Origin of the sequence: Amycolatopsis sp. NPDC059235 (assembly GCF_042754125.1) — a bacterium.
GTDB lineage: Bacteria > Actinomycetota > Actinomycetes > Mycobacteriales > Pseudonocardiaceae > Amycolatopsis > Amycolatopsis albidoflava.
Map to the genome: position 1 here is coordinate 86,122 of NZ_JBHZAG010000026.1, position 20,282 is coordinate 106,403.

Consider the following 20,282-nt stretch of genomic DNA (forward strand, 5'->3'; position numbering starts at 1 on the left):
GCACTCACGAGGCCCTTCAAGCAGCCCCGACCATCCGCAACGCCGCGGACACCCGGTGCGAACTGCGGTCGATCGCCCGCTCCGCGCCGGCCTTGCGGACCCGCTCCAGCTCGGAGACGTCGTCGAGCAACGCGCGCGTGCCCTCCCGGACCGGGCCGCAACTCCTCGATCACCGCGTCCGCGACGGTGTCCTTGAGCACGCCGTACGACGGGTACTTCTCGGCCAGCTCCGCGGGCTCACCGCCGACGCAAGCCGCCAGGATCTCCAGCAAATTCGAGATCCCCGGCCGATTCTCCGGGTCGTAGACCGGCACCGAATCCCCGTCCGTCCGAGCCTTGCGAATCTTGCGCCGAATCTGGTCCGGCTCGTCCAGCACGAACACCACGCCCGCGGAATCCTGCGCGGACTTGGACATCTTCCGCGTCGGCTCGGCCAGGTCCTTCACCCGCGCCCCCGCCGGCGGCAACGTCGCCTCCGGCACGACGAACACCTCGCCGTAGGTGGAGTTGAACCGCCGGGCAAGCGTGCGCGCCAATTCGACATGCTGCCGCTGATCCTCGCCGACCGGCACTTCGTCCGCGCCCTGCAACAAAATGTCGGCCGCCATCAACACCGGATAGGTCAGCAAACTGAGCCGGACTCCAGCCTGCCCCTTGGATTTCTCCTTGAACTGGATCATCCGCGCCGCCTCGCCGTAGGAGCAAGTGCACTCCAGCACCCAGGTCAACGCCCCCAATTCGCGAGCAAGATCAGACTGCACGAACACCCGCTCCGGCGCGATTCCCGCGGCCACCAGCACGGCAAGCTGCTCGGTCGCCAACGACCGCAACTTCGCCGGATTGTGCGCGGTAGTCATCGCATGCAGGTCGGACACGAAGTACAGATCGTCCGCCCCGCCCTCGGCGGCCCACCGCCGCAACGCGCCGAGGTGATTGCCGAGCTGAACGTGACCGGACGGCGTGATGCCGGACAGCTGGACCATTGGAGTTTCCCTCTCCCTAGGACATTCGGACCCCTGGAGCGGACACAAAAAAGGCCGCCCACCGGGGCGGCCTTCGCTGGGTTTTCAGCGCAGAGCTATAGGGCCGCCAACCGGCGGCCACCACTGAGTGCTCTGGAAACGCATGCGGCGAGCCTAGCACCGGACTACGGTTCGAACCATGTTCGTCGTCGTGCTCACGTACATCGTTCCGCTAGAGGAAATCGACCGCGCCCTCCCAGCCCACAACGAGTGGCTCACGAAGCAGTACGAAGACGGCCACTTCCTGGCGTCGGGAGGCCAAAAACCCCGAACCGGCGGCGTGGTGATCACCCGCCCCATGGAACGCGCGCGACTGGACGCGATCCTGGCCACCGACCCCTTCGCGATCGCCCAGCTGGCGACCTACGAAATCATCCACTTCCAGCCCACCAGGACGTCCCCGGAACTGAACCTGGTGAACGAACTGCTGGACAACAACTAGCACCGTCCGTGAGGGCCACCTTCACGGACTCTGAGTCCCTCAGGGTTCCCCTCACGACCACACGCCTGCCCACCCACACGCGCCCGCTCGCTGGGATGTGCGCCCCAATGTAGCATTGGGTGCATCGCATGCACCCAATGCCGCATTCGGTGCGTCAGATGCACCCAATGCCACATTGGGGCGCTAGCCCCGCCACCCGCGAAACCGCAGCCGGTGCACCCAACCATCGAGGCACCCACACCACCCCCGCACCCCGATACGAAGCCAAAATGCGGTCTGAGGGTGGTTGTCAAGGCATCTTTCCAGCCTTGACAACCACCCTCAGACCGTCATCACAATCAAGCTTCGGGGTGCCCCACGCAACCAACGGGCGCAATGTCGCCGCCAGGCGACGAGCCGCAACAGAGGTCAAGCAGCCTCAGCCACCCGCTTCTTAGCCTTCTTCAACGCCAAAACCGGACACTTCTTGCACCGATCCTTAGACCGGCAGCATTTCTTCTTGACCTTCCCGGCCTTCATCAGCTTCCGCACCACAGCCCGAGGATCGTCCGCGTGCTTCTTCCCCACCGCGACTCCTCAACCCGACTGCGACAACACCACGAGAACACCAGCAAGATTAGGTGAGCCTAACCGATCATAGGGCGTGGCGCTCCTCACACCAACCCAACAGGTATCCTGGTTGAAGTCCGCGTGTGGCCAAAGCCGGTCAGCGAGAGCCGGTCGCAGTGTCCGGTGCCCGTCATCCCGATCCGCCGCGCGGTGCCACCCGCCTTTTTTCTTCGAAGTTCAGGAGTCTTCGCGTGCCCGCAGCCAGCGCCACCGCGGTCGAAACCGGCCGCGCGTCCGGCAAGACCCGGCCCGACCTGCGCAACGTCGCGATCGTCGCCCACGTCGACCACGGCAAGACCACCCTGGTCGACGCCATGCTCCGCCAGTCCGGCGCCTTCGCCGAACGCGCCGAGCTGGTCGACCGCGTGATGGACTCCGGTGAGCTCGAGCGGGAAAAGGGCATCACCATTCTCGCGAAGAACACCTCCATCCACCGCCAGACCGCCGACGGCACGGTCACCATCAACGTGATCGACACCCCGGGCCACGCCGACTTCGGCGGCGAGGTCGAGCGCGGCCTGTCCATGGTCGACGGCGTCGTGCTGCTGGTCGACGCGAGCGAGGGCCCGCTCCCGCAGACCCGCTTCGTGCTGCGCAAGACGCTCGAGGCCAAGCTGCCGGTGATCCTGCTGGTCAACAAGGTCGACCGGCCGGACGCGCGGATCTCCGAGGTCGTCGAGGAGACCCACGACCTGCTGCTCGACCTGGCGGGCGACATCGAGGACGCCGACCTCGACGCGATCCTCGACCTGCCCGTCGTCTACGCCTCCGCGCGCGCCGGCAAGGCGTCGCTGGAGCAGCCCGAGGACGGCGGCCTTCCCGACAGCGAGAACCTCGACCCGCTGTTCGAGACCCTGCTCCAGCACGTCCCGGCCCCGGCCGCGGACCTGGACGCCCCGCTGCAGGCGCTCGTCACCAACCTCGACGCGTCGAACTTCCTCGGCCGCATCGCGCTGATCCGCATCCACGCCGGCAAGCTGCGCAAGGGCCAGACCGTGGCCTGGATGCGCGAGGACGGCACCGTCCAGAACGTCCGGATCTCGGAGCTGCTCGTCACCGAGGCGCTCACCCGCGTCCCGGCGTCCGAGGCCAGCGCGGGCGAACTGGTCGCGATCGCGGGCATCCCGGACATCACCATCGGCGACACCCTCGCCGACGCGGAGAACCCGGTCGCGCTGCCCCGGATCACCGTGGACGAGCCGGCCATCTCGATGACCATCGGCGTCAACACCTCGCCGCTGGCCGGGCGCAACGGCGGCGACAAGGTCACCGCGCGGCTGGTCAAGGCCCGCCTCGACCAGGAACTGATCGGCAACGTCTCGATCCGCGTCCTGCCGACCGAGCGCCCGGACACCTGGGAGGTGCAGGGCCGAGGCGAGCTGGCGCTGGCCATCTTGGTCGAGCAGATGCGCCGCGAGGGCTTCGAGCTGACCGTCGGCAAGCCGCAGGTGGTGCTGCGCACGATCGACGGCAAGCTGCACGAGCCGTTCGAGCGCCTCTACATCGACTCGCCCGAGGAGCACCTCGGCGCGATCACGCAGCTGCTCGCGTCCCGCAAGGGCCGCATGGAGGACATGAGCGGCAACGGCACCGGCCGGATCAAGCTGGTCTACGTGCTGCCCTCGCGCGGCCTCATCGGCTTCCGCACCGACTTCCTCACCGAAACCCGCGGCACCGGCATCGCGAACCACGTGTTCGAGGGCTACTTCCCGTGGGCGGGCGAGATCCGCACCCGGCACAGCGGCTCCTTGGTCGCCGACCGCTCGGGCCCGATCACCGCGTACGCGATGATCCAGCTCGCCGACCGCGGCACGTTCTTCGTCGAGCCCGGCGCGGAGGTGTACGAGGGCATGGTCGTGGGCGAGAACCCGCGGTTCGAGGACCTCGACATCAACATCACCAAGGAAAAGAAGCTCACCAACATGCGGCAGTCCTCGGCCGACGTGATGGAGACGCTGGCCCGCCCGCGCAAGCTCAGCCTCGAAGAGGCGCTGGAGTTCTGCGCGAGCGACGAATGCGTCGAGGTCGCGCCGGAGGTCGTGCGGGTCCGCAAGGTCACGCTCGACATCAACACCCGCGCCAAGGAGCGTTCGCGGGCCAAGAGCCGCGACAACAACAGCTGAACCTCGCGAAGGTGAAAAAGGGCGCCTCCCGTTCCGGGAGGCGCCCTTTCGCGTGAACCCCGGCAGCGGTTCGTGCGTCCACTCTTATGGCGGTATCCACTCCGATGTCACGGAGCGGCGGCCGATGTGGGAATCTCGATGCCGGTCCCCGCCCTGGCATGGCAGCATGACCGCTTCGACCACGGAGCGCGGCGGGAACTTTCAGGAGGACGAGCGTGCGATTCGGACGCCGGCTGGGGCCGGTGCTCGCGCTGGCGGGAGTACTGCTCGCCGCGTGTTCGAACACTCCGCCGCCCCCGGTGGTCACGTCGGCTCCGCCGTCGAGCACGACCAGCGCGGCGGCGCTGTCGCAGATCGTGGTCGGCGTGGACGACGTCGTCGGCGGCTACAACCCGCACAGCATCGCGGACGCGTCCACGATCACCACGGCGCTGTCGCAACTGCTGCTGCCCTCGGTGTTCCGGCAGTCCGACGACGGCGCGCGCACGCTCGACAAGACGCTGATGGTCTCGGCCGACGTCGTCTCGCAGGTGCCGTTCACGGTGAAGTACGTGATCCGCCCGGACGCCTCGTGGTCCGACGGGGCCCCGATCGCCACCGAGGACTTCATCTACCTCGCCAACGCGATGAAGACGAACCCCGGCGTGATCGACCCCGCGGGCTACCGGCTGATCTCGGACATCGAATCCCGCGACGGCGGCAAGGGCGTCGAGGTCACCTTCAGCAAGCCGTACCCGGCCTGGCAGACGCTATTCGACAACCTGCTGCCGCAGCACCTGCTCAAGGACTCGCCCGGCGGCTGGACGAACGCGCTCGCCACGAGCTTCCCCGCGGTAGCCGGGCCGTTCGCGATCAAAACGATCGACACCGCCCGTGGCGAAGCGACCCTCCAGCGCAACGACCGGTACTGGGAGAAGCCGGCCGCGGTCGACACGCTGATCCTGCGCCGCTCCGACGCGTCCGGCATCGCGACCGCACTGCGCAGCGGCAACGACCAATTCTCCTTGACCCACACCGATTCCACCGGCCTGCAGCTGCTGAACGACCTGGGCTCGGCGGTCCAGTTGCACACCGTGCCCCGGCCGCTGACCGCGTCGGTGCTGCTGCGCCCGGTCAGCGCGACGCTGGCTGACTCGCGCGTCCGCGCGGGCATCGCCTCGCTGCTGGACCGCGGGAAACTGATCTCCGCCGGGGCGAAGGGCGGCCCGGCCGCGACCCTGAAGGCGGACGCACAGGTCCTGCCGCCCTCGGCGAAGGACTACGCGGCGACCATTCCGGCCGGCCCGCCGTCGGCTCCGGACGCGACCAAGGCCGAGCAGAATTTCACCGCCGCCGGGTACAAGAAGGAAGCCGGCGTGTGGCGCAAGGGAAACAAGACGCTGTCGATCGTGCTCGCGTCGCCGGGGGAACAGGAACCGTACGCGTCGATCGCGAAGGAACTGGCCTCGGAGCTGGTCGCCGGCGGCATCGAGGTCAACCAGATCAAACCGCAGCCGCGCGACCTGTATTCGTCGCTGCTGGCCATGCCGGTGGTCAACGGAAAACAACAGGCGAGCCCGGATTCGAACAGCACCGTGGGCGTGGACATCGCGGTCGTCGGCCAGCCGGTGGGCGGCGATCCGGCGACCGTGCTGGCGTCCAACTACGGCTGCGCGCCCGAACCGGCCCCGGCGGACAAGGCCAAACCTGTGGTGCCTGCCAACTCCGCGGGCCTGTGCGACCAGGGCCTCCAGGCGACGATCGACTCGGCTATCACCGGTTCGGCGACCGTCACCGATTCGCTCAAGACCCTGGAACCGCAACTGTGGTCCCAGAACGTCGCGATTCCGCTGTTCCAGGAAGCCGAAACTTTGGCGGTGGGCAAGGGAATCTCCGGCCTGACGCCCGGTCCGCCGATGCAGGGCCCGTTCGGCTCCGCGGTGAACTGGACCCGCGGCGCCACCTGATCCGGCACGCCTCCGCTCCGCAAAAGTCCGTGAGGGGAACCCTAGGGGAATCAGAGTCCCTCAGGGTTCCCCTCACGGACCTCCGCGCCGCAGGCCAGGTCCACCGGCCAGCGTCCACCCGCCGCCGAGAAAACCCCAATGCCACATTGGGTGCGTCTGACGCACCCAATGTGGCATTCGGTGCGTTGAGCGCACCCAACGCCACATTGGAGCGCAAGCAGCGCTGGGTCCATCGGCACGCGAAAAGGGCCTCGCACGAGTAAGTGCGAGGCCCTTCTCGTCAGTGCGTCAGATCAGCTGCAGGCTTTCCGCGAAGTGGCAGGCCACCGGGTGCGCGTGGCCGCGGTCCACCAAGGCGGGTTCCTCCGTCTTGCACTTCTCGCGACCGGCGTCGTCCAGCTGGTTCGCGAACTTCGGGCACCGGGTGCGGAACCGGCAGCCCGAGGGCGGGTTGGCCGGGCTGGGCACGTCGCCGGTGATGACGATCCGCTGCCGCGTCCGCTCCTTGCGCGGGTCCGGCACCGGAATCGCCGAGATCAACGCCTGCGTGTACGGATGCGCCGGAGTCTCGAACAGCTCCTCCGACGGCGCGGTCTCCACGATCTTGCCGAGGTACATCACCGCGATCCGGTCCGCCACGTGCCGCACCACCGAAAGGTCGTGCGAGACGAACAGGTACGACAGCCCGAGCTCCGCCTGCAGGTCCTTCAGCAGGTTGAGCACGCCGGCCTGGATCGACACGTCCAGCGCGGACACCGGCTCGTCCAGCACCAGCACCTTCGGCTTCAGCGCGAGCGCGCGGGCGATGCCGATGCGCTGGCGCTGACCGCCGGAGAACTCGTGCGGGAACCGGTTGCCGTGCTCGGGCCGCAGGCCGACGGTCTTCATCAGGTCGCGGACCTGCTGCTTGCCGCCGTTCTCGTACAGCCCGTGGATGCGCAGCGGTTCGGCGATGATCTCGTTCACCGGCAGCCGGGGGTCGACCGAGGCGTACGGGTCCTGGAACACGATCTGCATGCTGCGCCGCAGCCGCTGCAGTTCGCGCTTGCCCATCGTCGCGAGGTCTTTGCCCTCGTAGGTCACCTTGCCGCCGGTGAGCGGCTGCAGCGCCAGCGCCACGCGGGCGGTGGTCGACTTGCCGCAGCCGGATTCGCCGACCAGCGCGAGCGTCTCGTGCGGGTAGATGTCGAACGACACGTCCGACACCGCCTGCACCGCGCCCGAGACGCGGCGGATCAGGCCGCCGCCGCGGATCGGGAAGTGCTTGACCAGGTTCTGCGCGGAGAGGACGGGCGCCTGCCCCGTCGTGGCCTCGCTCATCGGTTCGTCTCCGTGTCGGTCGCGGCGGCGTCCACGGCGACCGGGACGGCTGCCGCGTCGGCCGAGGTGGCGCTGAACAGCTCGGCCGGGTCCTTCCCGACGACCTGCTCGGTGAAGTGACAGGCCGCGTGCTGGCCGTTCGGACCGGCGACGAGCTCGGGTTCCTCCTCGTCGCAGATCGGCTGCGACAGCGGGCAGCGCGGGCTGAACGGGCAGCCCGGCGGCATGTTCTGCGTGGCGGGCGGCGAACCGGTGATCGGCGTGAGCCGTTCGGTCTTCACGTCCAGCCGCGGCAGGCTGCCGAGCAGGCCCAGCGTGTACGGCATCCGCGGGTTGTAGAAGATGTCGTCGACCGTGCCGGACTCGACGACCTTGCCCGCGTACATCACGTGCACCCGGTCGGCCTGGCCGGCGATCACGCCGAGGTCGTGCGTGATCAGCACCATCGCCGCGCCGGTTTCCTTCTGCGCGGCCTGCAGCGCCTCGAGGATCTGCGCCTGCACCGTCACGTCGAGCGCGGTGGTCGGCTCGTCCGCGATGATCACGTCCGGGTTGTTGGCCATCGCGATCGCGATCACGACGCGCTGGCGCATGCCGCCCGACAGCTGGTGCGGGTACTCGTCCGCGCGCTGCTTCGGGTTCGGGATGCGGACCAGGTCGAGCAGTTCGATCGCCTGCTTCTTCGCGACGTCCTTGCGCACGTCGTGGTGCGCGGTGATCGCCTCGGCGATCTGGTCGCCCACGGTGTACACCGGGTTCAGCGACGTCATCGGGTCCTGGAAGACCATCGCGATGCCCTTGCCGCGGACCTTGTTCAGTTCCTTCTCGTTGCACTTCAGCAGGTCTTTCCCGCCGAACCGGATCGAGCCGGACACCTTCGCGGTCTTCGGCAGCAGGCCCATCACCGCGAGCGAGGTCACCGATTTTCCGGAGCCGGATTCGCCGACGATGCCGAGCACCTCGCCGCGGCGAAGCTGGTAGTTCACCCCGCGGACGGCGCTGACCACGCCCTCCCCGGTCGGGAACTGCACGGTCAGGTCCTCAACGACGAGGACGGGATCGCCGCCGCGTCCGTCGGAGACGTTCTGGGTCATGCGCGCACCTTCGTCTGCTGGGGGTCGAACGCGTCCCGCAGGCCGTCCCCGATGAAGTTGATCGTCAGTGCGATCAGGATGATGAAAATGCCCGGGAAGTAGAACAGCCACGGCCGCGTGTCGATCGCGGTCTGCGCGCTGCTCACCAGGAGGCCGAGCGAGGTGTCCGGCGGCTGCACGCCGAAGCCCAGGAACGACAGCGCCGTCTCGAGCAGGATGGCGATCGACACGAGGATCGTCAGGTTGACGATGATCGCGCCGAGCGCGTTGGGCACCAGGTGCCGGAAGATGATCCGGCTGTCGCTCGCGCCGAGCGCCTTCGACGCCTCGACGAACTCCTTCTCGCGTAAGGAAAGCACGACGCCGCGAGCCACTCGGGACACGTACGCCCAGTAGAGACCGCCGATGACGACCGCGATCAGCCACCACGAACCGCCGGACTGGTGGCCGAGCACCGCGGCCACCGCGAGCAGCGGCAGCGTGAGCACGAGGTCGGCGATGCGCATCAGGACCGTGTCGAGCCAGCCGCGGTAATAACCGGCGACCGCGCCCCACACCGTGCCCACGACGGTCGCGAAGATCGCGACGAGGATCGAGATCTGCAGCGAGATCTGCGTCCCGCGCATCACCTGCGCGAGGGTGTCGTGGCCGACGGCGTCGGTGCCGAACGGGTGGTCGCCCGAGGGCGGGGCCGAGTTCTGCTCGGTGATGGTGCCCGCGTCGTACTTCCAGATCGCCGCGCCCACGTAGGCGAACAGGATGATCAGCACGAACACGACGAGGCTGATCATCGCGAGCCGGTGCTGCAGGAACCGCCGGAAGACCAGTTGCGCCTGGCTGCGTTCCTTGACCGTGAACTCGCGTTCCGGCGCGCCCTTCGGGGTCTGCGGGTCGTCCGGAGCGAACCGAGCGCCGCCCAGCGTGGTGGGCGGGGTGTCGAATACGTCGTTAGGCATAGCGGATCCTCGGGTCGAGCAGGCCGTAGAGCAGATCGGCGACCAAGTTGAGCAGGATGATGAACGTGGCCGCGATGAGAAGCCAGGCCTCCACCGCGTACACGTCGCTTCGCTTGATCGCGTCCAGCAGGAAAGCGCCCGCGCCCTGCCATTGGAACACGGTCTCGGTCACGACGGCGCCGCCGAGGATCGAGCCGATGTCGAGCGCGGTCACCGTGGTCAGCGGGATCAGCGCGTTGCGCAGCGCGTGCTTGCGCGTCACCGTCCAGCGCGGCAGGCCCTTGGCCCTCGCGAGGCGGACGTAATCGCTGTTGAGCACCTCGAGCATCGAAGCGCGCTGGTACCGGCTCCAGGCCGCGTAACTGGTCAGCGCCAGCGAGATCGTCGGCAGGATCAGGTGGCCGAGCACGTCGCCGAACTGGGCCCAGAACCCGCCCGCGGCGACCACCGACGAGGAACCGATGGTGTAGAAGACCTGGTCGCCGACCGTCGTGTTGATCGAGATGCCGACCTGCTTCAGCACCAGCGCGAACCAGAACGACGGCATCGACAGGAACAGGAAGCCGAAGAAGGTCGCGGTGTAGTCGAACTTGGAGTACTGCCGCGACGCGCTGATGACGCCGATCAGCACGGCGAGGATCAGCGCCACCACCATGGCGAGCACGATCAGCCGCAGCGTCACGCCGAAGCGGCCGAACACCTCGCTGCCGATGTTCATGGTGGACTGGACCGAGGGGCCGAAATCACCGTGCAGCACGCCGGTGATCCAGTGCCAGTATCGCTCGAGAATCGGCTGGTCGAGATGCAGCCGGATGCGTTCGAGTTCGATGGTGCGAGGGGGCGGCGGCGGGTTTCTCGCGATCAGCGGGGTCAACGGGTTGGCCGAAAGCGACACCATCACGAAGACGACGAACGTCGACACGATGAGGATCGGCACCGAGACGAAAAGCCGGCGCAGTGCGAAGGCAAGCATGGAGGTCTTCCTGCTCTGGACGGTGTTCTGCCGGCGCCCGCCGCTCGTGGTGGCAGGGCCTTGGCGACGAAACGGGGCAATCGTGGTGTTCGGGAACTAAAAGGGCATTCGGTTGCGGATACGGTGAAGGGCCGGCATCTCGGCCGGCCCTTCACCGGGTGTCCCGCGGGAATCTACCGGTCGTTGATCACTTCCGGATGCCCCACTCCGCCATGTTGTACACCGGCCCGTCGAGGGTCGAGTTGTTGCGGATGTTCGCGATCTTGTCCGACGAGGCGATGAAGGTCGGCTTCTGGTACAGCGGAAGCACGTACGCGTCATTCGACATGACCTGGTCGGCCTGGTTGAGCAGGTCCGCCGCCTTGGTCTGGTCGGTCTCGGCGTTGGCCTGCGCCATCAGGCTGTCGACCTGCGGGCTGCTGTACTTGCCGTAGTTGTTGCCCTGCCCGGTGCCCCAGTTCTGGATGGCACCGCCGAACGGGAACGGCGAGGCGACCCAGGCGAAGACGATGACGTCGTAGTCGCCGCTGGTGGTGGTCTGGCCGAGGTCGTCGGTGGACTGGACCTTCACCTTGACGCCCAGCTGGGCAGCGGTCTGCGCGAACAGCTCGCACTCGTTCTGCCGGATCTGGTTGCCGACGGTGTAGCGGATGCGCAGCTCGGGGATGGCCTTGCCGCTCGGGTCCGACAGCTGGTTGTTGTTCAGCTTGTAGCCCGCGTCGGTCAGGATCTTCTTGGCCTTCTCGATGTCACCGGAACCCTGGCCGGTCGAGCTCACCGTGTCCTTGTAGCCGGTCTGCTGAGGCACGAAGTTGTGGTTGTTGAGCGGCTCGACCTTGTTGGTGAACTGGCCGACGGTCTTGGCGATCATGTCCTTGCGGTTGATCGCGGTGAACAGCGCCTGGCGCAGCGGCTTCTGGGACAGCGCCGGGTTCTTCAGGTTGAAGTCGAAGTGCTCCCAGGTCAGGCCGAGGCCGATGAACGAGGAGATGTTCGGCATGTTCTTGACCTGGTTGATGAGGTCGACCTGCGGCTGCGGGTAGATGACCTGCACCTCGTTGTTCTGCAGGGCGGTCGGCTCCTGCGTCGCGTCGGTGATGACGCGGAAGATGACGCTGTTCAGCTTCGGCTTCTCGCCCCAGTACTTCTCGTTCGGGACCTCGGTGACCGACTGGTTGTTGACGAACTTCGAGATCTTCCACGGGCCGCCGGACCAGGTCGGGACGGTCGTGCCGAACCACTTGAAGGACGACGCGAGGCCGGCCGGGGTGTTGATGTCGCCGTGCTCCTTGGCCAGGTGCGCCGGGTACATCGCGCCGCCGGAGCTCCAGAGCAGCTTCCAGTCGGTGAACGGCTTGTCGAACACGACCGTCACGGTCTTGCCGCCGTCGGAACCGGTGACCGACTTGACCTGGTCGTAGCCCGCGGTGCTGGCCGCGGCGCAGTCGGCGCAGTCCTTGCCGTTCTGGACCTTGTAGTTGTAGATGAAGTCGTCGGCGGAGAACGGCGTGCCGTCCGACCAGGTGGCCTTCGGGTTGAGCTTGTAGACCACCGTCTGCGGGCTGGTGCTCGTGACGTCGGCCGACTCGACGAAGTCCTTGTTCAGGACCGGCTTGAGGTCGGGCGTCGCGTAGAAGGTGTAGGGCAGCAGGCCCTTGGTGACCTCGCCGGTTTCGAAGACGTTGCCCTCGGCCGAGATGACGTTCCAGTTCGGGACGTTCTTCTCGATGGCGTAGGTGACGTCGCCGCCCTGCTGCAATTGGTCGGCCTGCGCCGTGTTGCAGCTGTTCGGGTTCTTGTCGCAGTCGGCGAATGCCTGCCCGGTCTGCACCGCGCTGTTGCCGCCTCCGCCACCACCGCATGCGGAGAGCAGAAGGGCCGCGCCCGCGACGAACGCGCCGAGTTTGGCGGCGCGCGACCTAGTCGTCACTAACATTCATTCTCCTTGCTCGACGCCGTCGCGGGTTTGCGAGGCGGCTCTTCCTGACGCGCAAGCACCGATCGGTATCGCGTTGCTCACCGTAGCCGTGAAACTTAGGCATTGGACAGACGGCAAACCTATCGATCCGGACACTCTCAGTGAGATCGTTGCGGAACAGATATCTCGCACCCCCTGGTTGCACCGTGGTTTCCGCACTTGATCGACTACGGTTAGTAGTTGATCACGGAAATTCGGAACCGGTTCGGGTGGTGGTTCGGTCCAGTGGGCCGACTGGCCCGGCGGACAATAACCGCCCCGTTCCGTGTGCGGTACCCCAGCTAATGGAGCAATCACACGGCCGCGACGAACCCGAAGTGACAAGAAATTGGTCCGATCTCGTGAAACGAAACAATGCGCCCGCCGCCGGGCGCGGGCAGGACTGTCCGGACGGAGGCGGGTGCTCGGTGGGTGTTCCGAGCATCTTGCGTCCTTGCCCGCGCATTCCGAACCGCGGAACGTTCCGCGGAAGGGAACGCCCACGGTCCGGGACGCTGGTCCGACTTAGTGGGATGCCGATGCATTTTCCCGTGCACGCCGCGGATTTCGTTCCGGAACGCCGCGCCGGGGGTCGGCATCCCGGTGCCGGACGCGACGGTCACTAACCTGAGGGCGTGAAGCGGAAGCTGCTGCTGGTCCACGCGCACCCGGACGACGAAAGCATCGCCACCGGCGGAGTCATCGCGCGTTATGCGGCCGAGGGCGTCGAGGTGTGCGTCGTGACCTGCACACTCGGCGAAGAGGGCGAAATCGTCCCGCCGCGGCTCGCGCGCCTCGTCGCGGCGGAGGCCGACCAGCTCGGCGGATACCGGTCCGGCGAGATGGCCGCCGCGGCCGCCGCGCTCGGCCTCGCCCGGCACGAGTACCTCGGCGGCATCGGCCGCTGGCGCGATTCGGGCATGGCGGGCACGCCGGCCGCCGACCATCCGAGGGCGTTCACCGGCGGATCTCTGGTGGAGCAGACCGCTCAGCTGCGCGAACTCATCGACGACTTCGCTCCCCAGGTCGTCGTCACCTATGACTCCTTCGGCGGCTACGGCCATCCCGACCACATCCGCGCGCACGAGATCACCATGGCGGCGGCGCCGGACGCCCCGTCGGTCGAGCGGGTCTTCCACGTGGTCCAGTCCGAGGCGGCGCTCGCCGTCGGGCTGGCCGAACTGCGTGCCGACGGAACATCACCGTTCCGGGTGGCCGCCGACGGCGAGCTTCCGTCCACTCCGGACGGCAAGATCACCACCGTGGTCGACATCTCCGCGCACCGGCAGGCGAAGCTCGCGGCACTGCGCGCGCACGAAACCCAGCTGACCGTGGTCGACGGCGCCGTCACGCACTTCGCGCTCACTAACAGCATCGCGCAGCCGATCCCGTCCGCCGAATACTTCGTGCTCGCCCAGGGCGACGCGCACGGCGCCGAGACCGATCTGTTCGGCGGGTGGTGATGGTGTCCACCCCGCCCGCGCCGCTCACCCGTGACCAATGGCTGATGCTGGTGCTGCTGGCGTTCGACGCGGTCGTGCTGGCGCTGCTCGAACTGTTCTTCCTCCCGCTGCGCCTCGGCCCGCTCGGCGAGGTGCCGATGCCGGTCACCGCGCTCGTCGGAGCGGTCACCACGCCGTGGCTCGTGCTGACCGCGGCGAAGCTCGTCCGGCCCGGGCTGTCGTTCGTGCCGCTTCTGGTGTGGGTGCTCGTCGTGTTCGGGGTCGGCCTGTTCGGTCCGGGCGGCGACGTCGTGCTCGTCCAGGACTGGCGCGCGCTGCTTCTGCTCGGCGCGAGCGCGCTGCCCGCCGCGCTCGTCCTCGGCGGCGGGCTCGGCCGGGCCGCGGCGAAGAGCGGTGCCCGTGTCTGAGGCCATTTCGGACCGTCAGGTCGTCGCGATTCTGCGGCCGTTCGTCCGCGCTTGCGCTCCGGTGATCGACGCGTTGCGCGAGGCCGACCCGTTTGGAATGCAGGCGCGCGCCCGCCGCGGTGAGGGTGAATTCGCCGACGCCGGGCTCAAGAAGAAAATGCTCCGCGCGCTGACGACGGTGAAGCTGCCCGGCACCGCGGGGTGGGCGGCGATGGACATCGACCAGCGCGCGAGCTGGTGGGTCAACCGCGTCGGACGGCTCACCTCATTGCTGACGTCGATCCCCGGTCTCGGCGGCGCGCTCGCCGACCGGCTGCCGGTGCAGGACACCCTCGGCGCCGCGTCGCAGGGGCTGGTGCTGTGCGCGATCGCGGGGGAGTACGGCGTGACCGACGTCGGCAGCCGCGTCCGGCTGATCGCCGCGGTGCTTTTCGAGCGGGACATCGACGCCGACCTCGCGGCGGGAGCCAGCCACGACAAGTCCGCTCAGTCCGCAGAGGACAGTGAGACCGCGCGGCTCACCGAGGAACTCGACGAATCCCATCGCAAACACGGCAAGGTGACCGCGAAAGCCGTCGCCACCACGCTCTGGCACCTCGGCAAGTCGCTGTGGGGGATCACCGGCGAACTCGAGAAGCGCCCGCGCGGCCGGTGGTTCCACCGGGCACTCGGGATGCTGCCGGTGGTCGGCGCGGCGGGCGACTATCTCGGCGAGCGCTCCGGGCTCAAGAAAGTCTGGAAGCGCGCGCACGCCTGGCTCATGGCCCACCGGCAGTGGGCCTGAGCCCTTACCGCCAGAACAGGAACGCGCTCTGCCCGATGAAGGCCGCGGACGCGTTGCCGCCGAGCGGTGCGTAGATGTGCCCGGCGATCGTCCAGAGCAGATCCGACACTGGCCGGAAAAGGAAGAACAGCGCGAACAGCACCAGCGGAGCCCACGGCCGCACCCGCGCGCCGAACGCCCGCGCCTGCGGGGAGAGGTACGGCTCGAGCGCGCCCCAGCCGTCGAGCCCCGGCACCGGCAGGATGTTGATCAGGAACGTCATCATCTGCAGCAGCGCGAGGTAGGACATCGCATAGAAGAGGCCGGCCGCCATCGGGATCAGCATCGTCGCCAGGCACAGCGCGGCTCCGCAGGCGAGGTTGCTGAGCGGGCCGGCCAGCGAGGTCCACGACGCGGTCGCGCGGTTGCGCAGCGCGCCGCGGTTGATCCACACCGCGCCGCCGGGCAGCGGGATGCCGCCGATCAGCAGGAAGATCAGTGGCAGCACGAAGGACAGGACGGGGTCGGCGTAGCGCCGGACGTCCAGCGAGAGGTACCCCTTGTGAGCGATCTCGTGATCACCGCCGCGGAAGGCGACGAAGGCGTGCCCGAACTCGTGGAGCGTCAGCGACGTCATCCAGCCGCCCGCGACGAGGAGCACGACGCCGGCGATGAACATCGGGTCGCGGGAACCGAGAAGAGTCGTGGAATCACCGTATGCAGCCAGGAAACCACCGGCGACGGCGACGGCGAGGATGCCGAGGAAGATCGGGCTCGGACGCACTGCTGATCTCTGCACCCCACCAGTCTTCCGTATGCCCGGTGTGAAGTCTTCGGCGTGTCCCCTTGCGCACCCGGGCACAGAGATCCCCCGAACTCGCTACTCGGCTTGACCTGGCCGACCTACACAGGTGTAATCACAGTGATGTCATTCGCTGTCGGAGGGGGCAGCGGGTGTCGTTTCACCACCGCCAGCCTGGGGAGTGCGTAGGAGCGAGGAGGCGGACGTGCGGTTGGAAGCGGACAACAGGGAATGGGGGCACGTCGTGGGTTGGGGAGAGAACCCGGAGCAGCAGCTCGGGGATCTGACCGACCTTTTCGACGTCCCCGAGGAGCAGGACTGGCAGGAGCGCGCCCTGTGCGCGCAGACCGACCCGGAGGCGTTCTTCCCCGAGAAGGGCGGCTCGACCCGCGAGGCCAAGCGGATTTGCCTTGGCTGCGAGGTCAAGGACGACTGTCTCGAGTATGCGCTGGCGCACGACGAGCGCTTCGGCATCTGGGGCGGACTGTCCGAACGGGAACGTCGCAAGCTGAAGAAACGGGCTGTCTAAACGGGTTTCGGTTCCCCCGGTCCACGCGGACCGGGGGTGCGCCCCGCCGCCGTCGTGGCGGCGAGCCAGTGGTTCGGCCGGTGCGACGCGGCGGGGAGGGGAGCCCCCGCCGGAGTGTCGCCGGGCACATTCGACGGATTCGCGCGGCCTGATCCCGCGGTGGCGTGAGGGCAAAACTGCCGTCGCGGAGGCCGTAAATTTCGGTGCTGTGCCGTGGTTCTCTTTGTGATCTTCGTCTTCCGCTCACGAGATCCCCGGGGCGCCGCGGATCTCGTGCCCGGACCGGATGCCGCCGGTTCCTCGCTTGAGCGCCGGTTCGGTGCCCGCGGGATTTCTCTTGTGCCCGGGTTCGTCCACGCGGTGGGATTCGCCGGGCGTGCGGCGTGGGCCGGTGCCCGCGCGTCGAGCCACGCCGTAGGGTGACCGCACCCATCGTCCCGTCCGAGCAGGAGCCGTTCTTGCCTCGCACCGTCGTTCCGCCCGCTGTGCGGACGTTGCCCGTTCTGGCCATTGTGGTCTGTCACGACGGCGAGGAATGGCTGCCGCTGGCGCTTTCCGCGTTGCGGCGCAGCACAGTCCGTCCGCGGCACGTGCTCGCCGTGGACACCGGATCAACCGACCGTACCCCGAAACTGCTCGCCGACGCAGCACAGCCGGGCGCGGCCGCCGAGGAACCCGTGCTGTCCGGAGTTGTCACTCTGACGAGTGAAACCGGGTTCGCGGAAGCGGTCGCCGCGGCCGTCGCGCACGCGGTGGAACGGTGGGGCGACCCGGGAACGTGGCTGTGGGTGCTGCACGACGACTGCGCCCCCGAACCGGACTGCCTCGACCAGCTCGTCCGCGCCGCGGAGGAAAACCCGTCCGCGAAGGTGCTCGGCGCGCTCGGCACCGACTGGACCGATCCGCGGCTGATCGTCGAGGCCGGGCTGTCCACCGACGCCTCCGGGCACCGCCAGCAGATGGCCGCGCCGGACGGCGAACCCACCGAGGTTCTCGCCGTGCCGAGCGCCGGATCGTTGGTGCGGCGGGAACTCTGGGACGCCCTCGACGGCTACGACCAGGACTTCCCGTTGCTGCGCGAGGATCTCGACTTCGGCTGGCGCGCCAACGCGGCCGGCTCGCTCGTGCTCTCGGTGCCGGCGGCGCGCGTCCGGCACGCCCGCGCGCTGTCCACCGGGCAACGCACTCCGGACGCCGCCGGCCGCCCGCTCGCCGCGCTCAACCGTGCGCACGGCCTCCGCGTCTTTCTGGTGAACTGCTCGGCCCCGTCGTTCTGGTTCGGGCTCGTCCGGCTGCCGATCATGCTGGTGCTGCGCGCGTTCGTGTTCTTCGTGCTGCGGCGCACCACCGAGGCAGGTGCGGAACTGGCCGCGCTCGGATACTTGTGCGGGGGCAAGGGAAATCTCCGCGCGGCCCGTGCGCAGCGGCGCGACCAGCCTCGGCCGGGGACTGTCCGCGGGCTGTTCACGAGCCGGATCACGCGGCTGCGCAACGCAATCAGCGCCGGGGTGGTTGGGCTCGTCCGACGCGGGGTACAGAGTGATGTCGCCCTCGGGACCGTTCCGGAGAGCGTCGAGCAGGAGTCTGCGTGGATTCCGCCGGAGGCGCTCGCCGCGTCTGGGGCGCGTCCGGTCGGTCCGGACGCGTTGCCCGCCGGCGCGCTGCGCGGCCTGAGCACTCGGGGCCGGGGGCTGCGTCGGCCGGGCACGGTTGTCGCGGTCACGCTGCCCGAAGCGCCGGTGTCCGAAGAGGACACTGAAGCGGTCGAGGAGAGTGCGGCCTCGCCGTCGCCGTCGCCCCGTCCGGAGCCGGCCGCGCCGGAACCGGATCTGGTGTTCGTGGAGGTCAACCGGCGGCGCGTGCTCGCCGCGACCGTCTTCGCTCCGCCGGTGGTGCTGGTCGTCCTGCTCACCGCGCTGGCTTTGGTGCTCAACCGCGGGCGGCTCGGGCTCGACCTGTGGGGCGGCCAGTTGCTGCCGGTCGGCGGGCTGGGCGAGATCTGGTCGACGTATCTGTCGCCGTGGCATTCGATCGCTGGCGGCACTGGTGCGCCCGCTCCCGCGACGCTGCCGGTGCTCGGGACGATCGGGGCGATCTTCGCTCCGATCGGCGGTCCGGCCGCGTTGGTGGCGATCTTGCTTATCGGTGACATCCCGCTTGCCGCGCTCAGCGCTTATGTCGCCACTCGCAAGCTTGCGGTGCGCCGTTGGGTTCGGGCTGCTGTTGCTGCGACGTATGCGTTGCTGCCTGCCGCTACCGCGTCGGTCGCGCAGGGGCGGCTCGATGTGGTTGTGGTGCATCTCGTGTTGCCGCTTGTGGTCGCGGGGATCGTCCGGTTGCTGACTCGGCCGGGTACGCGGTGGTTGCACGTCTCGGCGCTGTCGGCGTTCGGTGTCGCGTTGCTGGGGGCGTTTTCGCCGCTCGCGCATGGGCTTGCGCTGGTGGGCCTGCTGGTCGGGTTCGTGGTGCTGCCCGCGCCGTCCGGGCTGGCTCGGCGGGTGGCGTCGGTCGGGATTGTGGTGCTGCTGCCGCTGGTTCTGCTGCTCCCGTGGCCGACGGTGTTGTTGCGGCATCCGGAACTGTTGCTGCAAGGGCTCGGCGGTCCGGCGGCTCCGGCGTCGGCGACGGATCTTGCTGGGCTTACTCCGGGTGGGCCGGGGGCGTGGCCGATCGGGGTTGTCGTGTTGGCGGCGACGCTGGTCGCGCTGGTGGTTCGGCCGCGGAAGCAGGTCGTCGGCGGGTTGGCTCTCGCGGTGCTGGGGCTGATCGGCGTGGTGTTGGTCCGGCAGGTGCAGTTGACGCCGATGCAGGGCGGTGCGCCCGCGTCCGGGTATGCCGGGGTGCCGTTGCTCGTAGTCGGGGCTGGGTTGTTGTGGGCTGTGCTGGCTACTTGGCAGCGTGGTGGGCTTGCGATGCCTGCTGCTTGGTTGCCGAAGGTGCTGGCGGTGGCTGGGGTTGTGGTGGTGGCCGCGCTGGGGGTTGGGGCCGTCGCGACTGGGGCTGAGGGGCCGTTGACGGCGGCGGCTCGTCCACAGTTGGCGCCTGAGGTGGCTGCCGATGTCGCGGCTACTGGGCGGGGCGTGCTGGACGTTTCTTCTGGGCAGGTTCGGCAGACCGGTGGTCGGTTGGCGCTTTTTGGGGACGATGAGCTCGCGCCGGTCAAGGGGTCGCCGGAGCGGTTGGCTGAGTGGCGGCGAGGGCTGGGGCAGGGGGATGTTGCCGCGCTGAAGCGGGTGTTCGCGGCGGCTGCGGCTTCTGGGGTGCAGTACGTGGTGTTGCCGCTGGGGACGGATGCTCGGGCCTTCGCTGGTGCGGTTAGCGATTTTGCCGCGGTGGCCGCGCCGATGGCGGATGGGCGGCCCGTGTTGCGGTTGTTGCCCAAGGCTGGCGAGGTGGCGTTGATTTCGCCGGAGTTGGCTAAGCAGGCTGTTACCGGTGGGGGTGCGCCGGGGACTAATCCGGGGATATCGCCGGTGGCTGCGCGGTTGCCGGATGTTCGGGTTCGGGCTTCCGAGGGGCCTACTGGGCGGTTGCTCGTGTTGGCGGCTGAGCAGGAGGCTGGGTGGCAGGCCAGTGTCAACGGGAAGGCTGTGCCGATTGTGCCTGCTTGGGGGCATCAGGTTGCGGTGTCTGTGCCGGCGCAGTCTTCGGAGGTTTCGGTGATGTTTCCGGGGACTGAGCGGGGGTTGTTGCTGTTGGTGCAACTGGCTGCGGTGTTGTTTACGGCGTTGACTGCGATTCCGTCTCGGCGGCGGGGGTGACGGCTCGTCGCCTGGCGGCGACATTGCGCCCTGAGTGGGGGCCACCACCCCGAAGCTTGATTGTGCTGACGGTTCGGGGGTGCTTGTCAAGGCGGGAAAGATTGCGTGAGAAAAA

Annotated in this window: 16 protein-coding genes and 1 pseudogene; 8 read left to right on the plus strand and 9 right to left on the minus strand. The window is 68.4% G+C overall.

Annotation, left to right across the window (positions count from 1 at the left end):
- Positions 1–16: 16 nt before the first annotated feature.
- A pseudogene (gene trpS, locus ACFXI3_RS19330) lies at positions 17–983 on the minus strand (tryptophan--tRNA ligase).
- A 178-nt stretch (positions 984–1,161) separates the two neighbouring features.
- Here trpS and ACFXI3_RS19335 point away from each other — a divergent pair.
- Positions 1,162–1,464, plus strand: a complete 303-nt coding sequence (locus ACFXI3_RS19335; protein WP_344286229.1) for a YciI family protein — start codon at positions 1,162–1,164, stop codon at positions 1,462–1,464.
- A 408-nt stretch (positions 1,465–1,872) separates the two neighbouring features.
- Here ACFXI3_RS19335 and ACFXI3_RS19340 read toward each other — a convergent pair whose 3' ends face one another.
- Entirely contained in the window at positions 1,873–2,031 is a 159-nt protein-coding gene (locus ACFXI3_RS19340; RefSeq protein ID WP_378400918.1) for a hypothetical protein, read from the minus strand.
- A gap of 233 nt (positions 2,032–2,264) precedes the next feature.
- On the opposite strand from ACFXI3_RS19340, the gene typA reads away from it, so the two are divergent.
- On the plus strand, positions 2,265–4,196 hold the full coding sequence (typA, locus tag ACFXI3_RS19345) for a translational GTPase TypA (protein ID WP_344286231.1): 1,932 nt from the start codon (positions 2,265–2,267) through the stop codon (positions 4,194–4,196).
- A 215-nt stretch (positions 4,197–4,411) separates the two neighbouring features.
- Positions 4,412–6,142 carry an ABC transporter family substrate-binding protein gene (locus ACFXI3_RS19350; RefSeq protein ID WP_378400919.1) on the plus strand — a complete coding sequence of 577 codons (1,731 nt, stop codon included), beginning with the start codon at positions 4,412–4,414 and terminating at the stop codon, positions 6,140–6,142.
- A gap of 288 nt (positions 6,143–6,430) precedes the next feature.
- Here the strand turns inward: ACFXI3_RS19350 and ACFXI3_RS19355 are convergent, their stop codons facing one another.
- The 5 genes from ACFXI3_RS19355 to ACFXI3_RS19375 all read right to left on the minus strand — a co-directional run bounded on the left by ACFXI3_RS19355 (position 6,431) and on the right by ACFXI3_RS19375 (position 12,421).
- The gene (locus tag ACFXI3_RS19355; protein ID WP_344286233.1) at positions 6,431–7,462 is read right to left on the minus strand and encodes an oligopeptide/dipeptide ABC transporter ATP-binding protein; all 1,032 of its coding nucleotides are present in this window, start codon (positions 7,460–7,462) and stop codon (positions 6,431–6,433) included.
- Positions 7,459–8,556, minus strand: a complete 1,098-nt coding sequence (locus ACFXI3_RS19360; protein ID WP_378400922.1) for an ABC transporter ATP-binding protein — start codon at positions 8,554–8,556, stop codon at positions 7,459–7,461. The genes ACFXI3_RS19355 and ACFXI3_RS19360 overlap by 4 nt, the downstream gene beginning before the upstream one ends.
- Positions 8,553–9,512, minus strand: a complete 960-nt coding sequence (locus ACFXI3_RS19365) for an ABC transporter permease (RefSeq protein ID WP_378400924.1) — start codon at positions 9,510–9,512, stop codon at positions 8,553–8,555. Before ACFXI3_RS19365 ends, ACFXI3_RS19360 begins: the two co-directional genes overlap by 4 nt.
- Complete coding sequence (locus ACFXI3_RS19370) at positions 9,505–10,485, minus strand: ABC transporter permease (RefSeq protein ID WP_344286236.1); 981 nt, start codon at positions 10,483–10,485, stop codon at positions 9,505–9,507. The genes ACFXI3_RS19365 and ACFXI3_RS19370 overlap by 8 nt, the downstream gene beginning before the upstream one ends.
- 187 nt (positions 10,486–10,672) lie before the next feature.
- Complete coding sequence (locus tag ACFXI3_RS19375) at positions 10,673–12,421, minus strand: ABC transporter family substrate-binding protein (RefSeq protein WP_378400926.1); 1,749 nt, start codon at positions 12,419–12,421, stop codon at positions 10,673–10,675.
- Between the two features lie 656 nt (positions 12,422–13,077).
- Between ACFXI3_RS19375 and mshB the strand changes: the two genes are divergently transcribed.
- The 3 genes from mshB to ACFXI3_RS19390 are packed head-to-tail and all read left to right on the plus strand — an operon-like array spanning position 13,078 to position 15,096.
- Positions 13,078–13,905, plus strand: coding sequence for an N-acetyl-1-D-myo-inositol-2-amino-2-deoxy-alpha-D-glucopyranoside deacetylase (gene mshB / locus ACFXI3_RS19380; protein ID WP_378400928.1), 828 nt, complete (start codon positions 13,078–13,080; stop codon positions 13,903–13,905).
- A 44-nt stretch (positions 13,906–13,949) separates the two neighbouring features.
- Positions 13,950–14,312: a hypothetical protein gene (locus ACFXI3_RS19385; protein ID WP_377928515.1), complete on the plus strand. Its 363-nt coding sequence runs from the start codon at positions 13,950–13,952 to the stop codon at positions 14,310–14,312.
- Positions 14,305–15,096 (plus strand): hypothetical protein, encoded by a 792-nt coding sequence (locus ACFXI3_RS19390; RefSeq protein WP_378400930.1) that lies wholly within the window; start codon positions 14,305–14,307, stop codon positions 15,094–15,096. Before ACFXI3_RS19385 ends, ACFXI3_RS19390 begins: the two co-directional genes overlap by 8 nt.
- 4 nt (positions 15,097–15,100) lie before the next feature.
- Here the strand turns inward: ACFXI3_RS19390 and ACFXI3_RS19395 are convergent, their stop codons facing one another.
- Entirely contained in the window at positions 15,101–15,859 is a 759-nt protein-coding gene (locus tag ACFXI3_RS19395; protein ID WP_344286272.1) for a site-2 protease family protein, read from the minus strand.
- A gap of 223 nt (positions 15,860–16,082) precedes the next feature.
- Here ACFXI3_RS19395 and ACFXI3_RS19400 point away from each other — a divergent pair, with 223 nt between their 5' ends.
- On the plus strand, positions 16,083–16,406 hold the full coding sequence (locus ACFXI3_RS19400; RefSeq protein ID WP_037355639.1) for a WhiB family transcriptional regulator: 324 nt from the start codon (positions 16,083–16,085) through the stop codon (positions 16,404–16,406).
- A gap of 243 nt (positions 16,407–16,649) precedes the next feature.
- Here ACFXI3_RS19400 and ACFXI3_RS19405 read toward each other — a convergent pair whose 3' ends face one another.
- Complete coding sequence (locus ACFXI3_RS19405) at positions 16,650–16,835, minus strand: hypothetical protein (protein ID WP_378400932.1); 186 nt, start codon at positions 16,833–16,835, stop codon at positions 16,650–16,652.
- Between the two features lie 29 nt (positions 16,836–16,864).
- Between ACFXI3_RS19405 and ACFXI3_RS19410 the strand changes: the two genes are divergently transcribed.
- Positions 16,865–20,167, plus strand: a complete 3,303-nt coding sequence (locus ACFXI3_RS19410) for a glycosyltransferase (protein ID WP_378400934.1) — start codon at positions 16,865–16,867, stop codon at positions 20,165–20,167.
- Positions 20,168–20,282: the final 115 nt, after the last annotated feature.

Excerpts from the sequence above, each read along its gene's own strand:
- ACFXI3_RS19360 (WP_378400922.1), bottom strand. The coding sequence starts at position 8,556 with ATGACCCAGAACGTCTCCGACGGACGCGGCGGCGATCCCGTCCTCGTC.
- ACFXI3_RS19385 (WP_377928515.1), top strand. The coding sequence starts at position 13,950 with ATGCTGGTGCTGCTGGCGTTCGACGCGGTCGTGCTGGCGCTGCTCGAA.
- ACFXI3_RS19365 (WP_378400924.1), bottom strand. The coding sequence starts at position 9,512 with ATGCCTAACGACGTATTCGACACCCCGCCCACCACGCTGGGCGGCGCT.
- ACFXI3_RS19375 (WP_378400926.1), bottom strand. The coding sequence starts at position 12,421 with ATGTTAGTGACGACTAGGTCGCGCGCCGCCAAACTCGGCGCGTTCGTC.
- ACFXI3_RS19355 (WP_344286233.1), bottom strand. The coding sequence starts at position 7,462 with ATGAGCGAGGCCACGACGGGGCAGGCGCCCGTCCTCTCCGCGCAGAAC.
- ACFXI3_RS19370 (WP_344286236.1), bottom strand. The coding sequence starts at position 10,485 with ATGCTTGCCTTCGCACTGCGCCGGCTTTTCGTCTCGGTGCCGATCCTC.
- ACFXI3_RS19335 (WP_344286229.1), top strand. The coding sequence starts at position 1,162 with ATGTTCGTCGTCGTGCTCACGTACATCGTTCCGCTAGAGGAAATCGAC.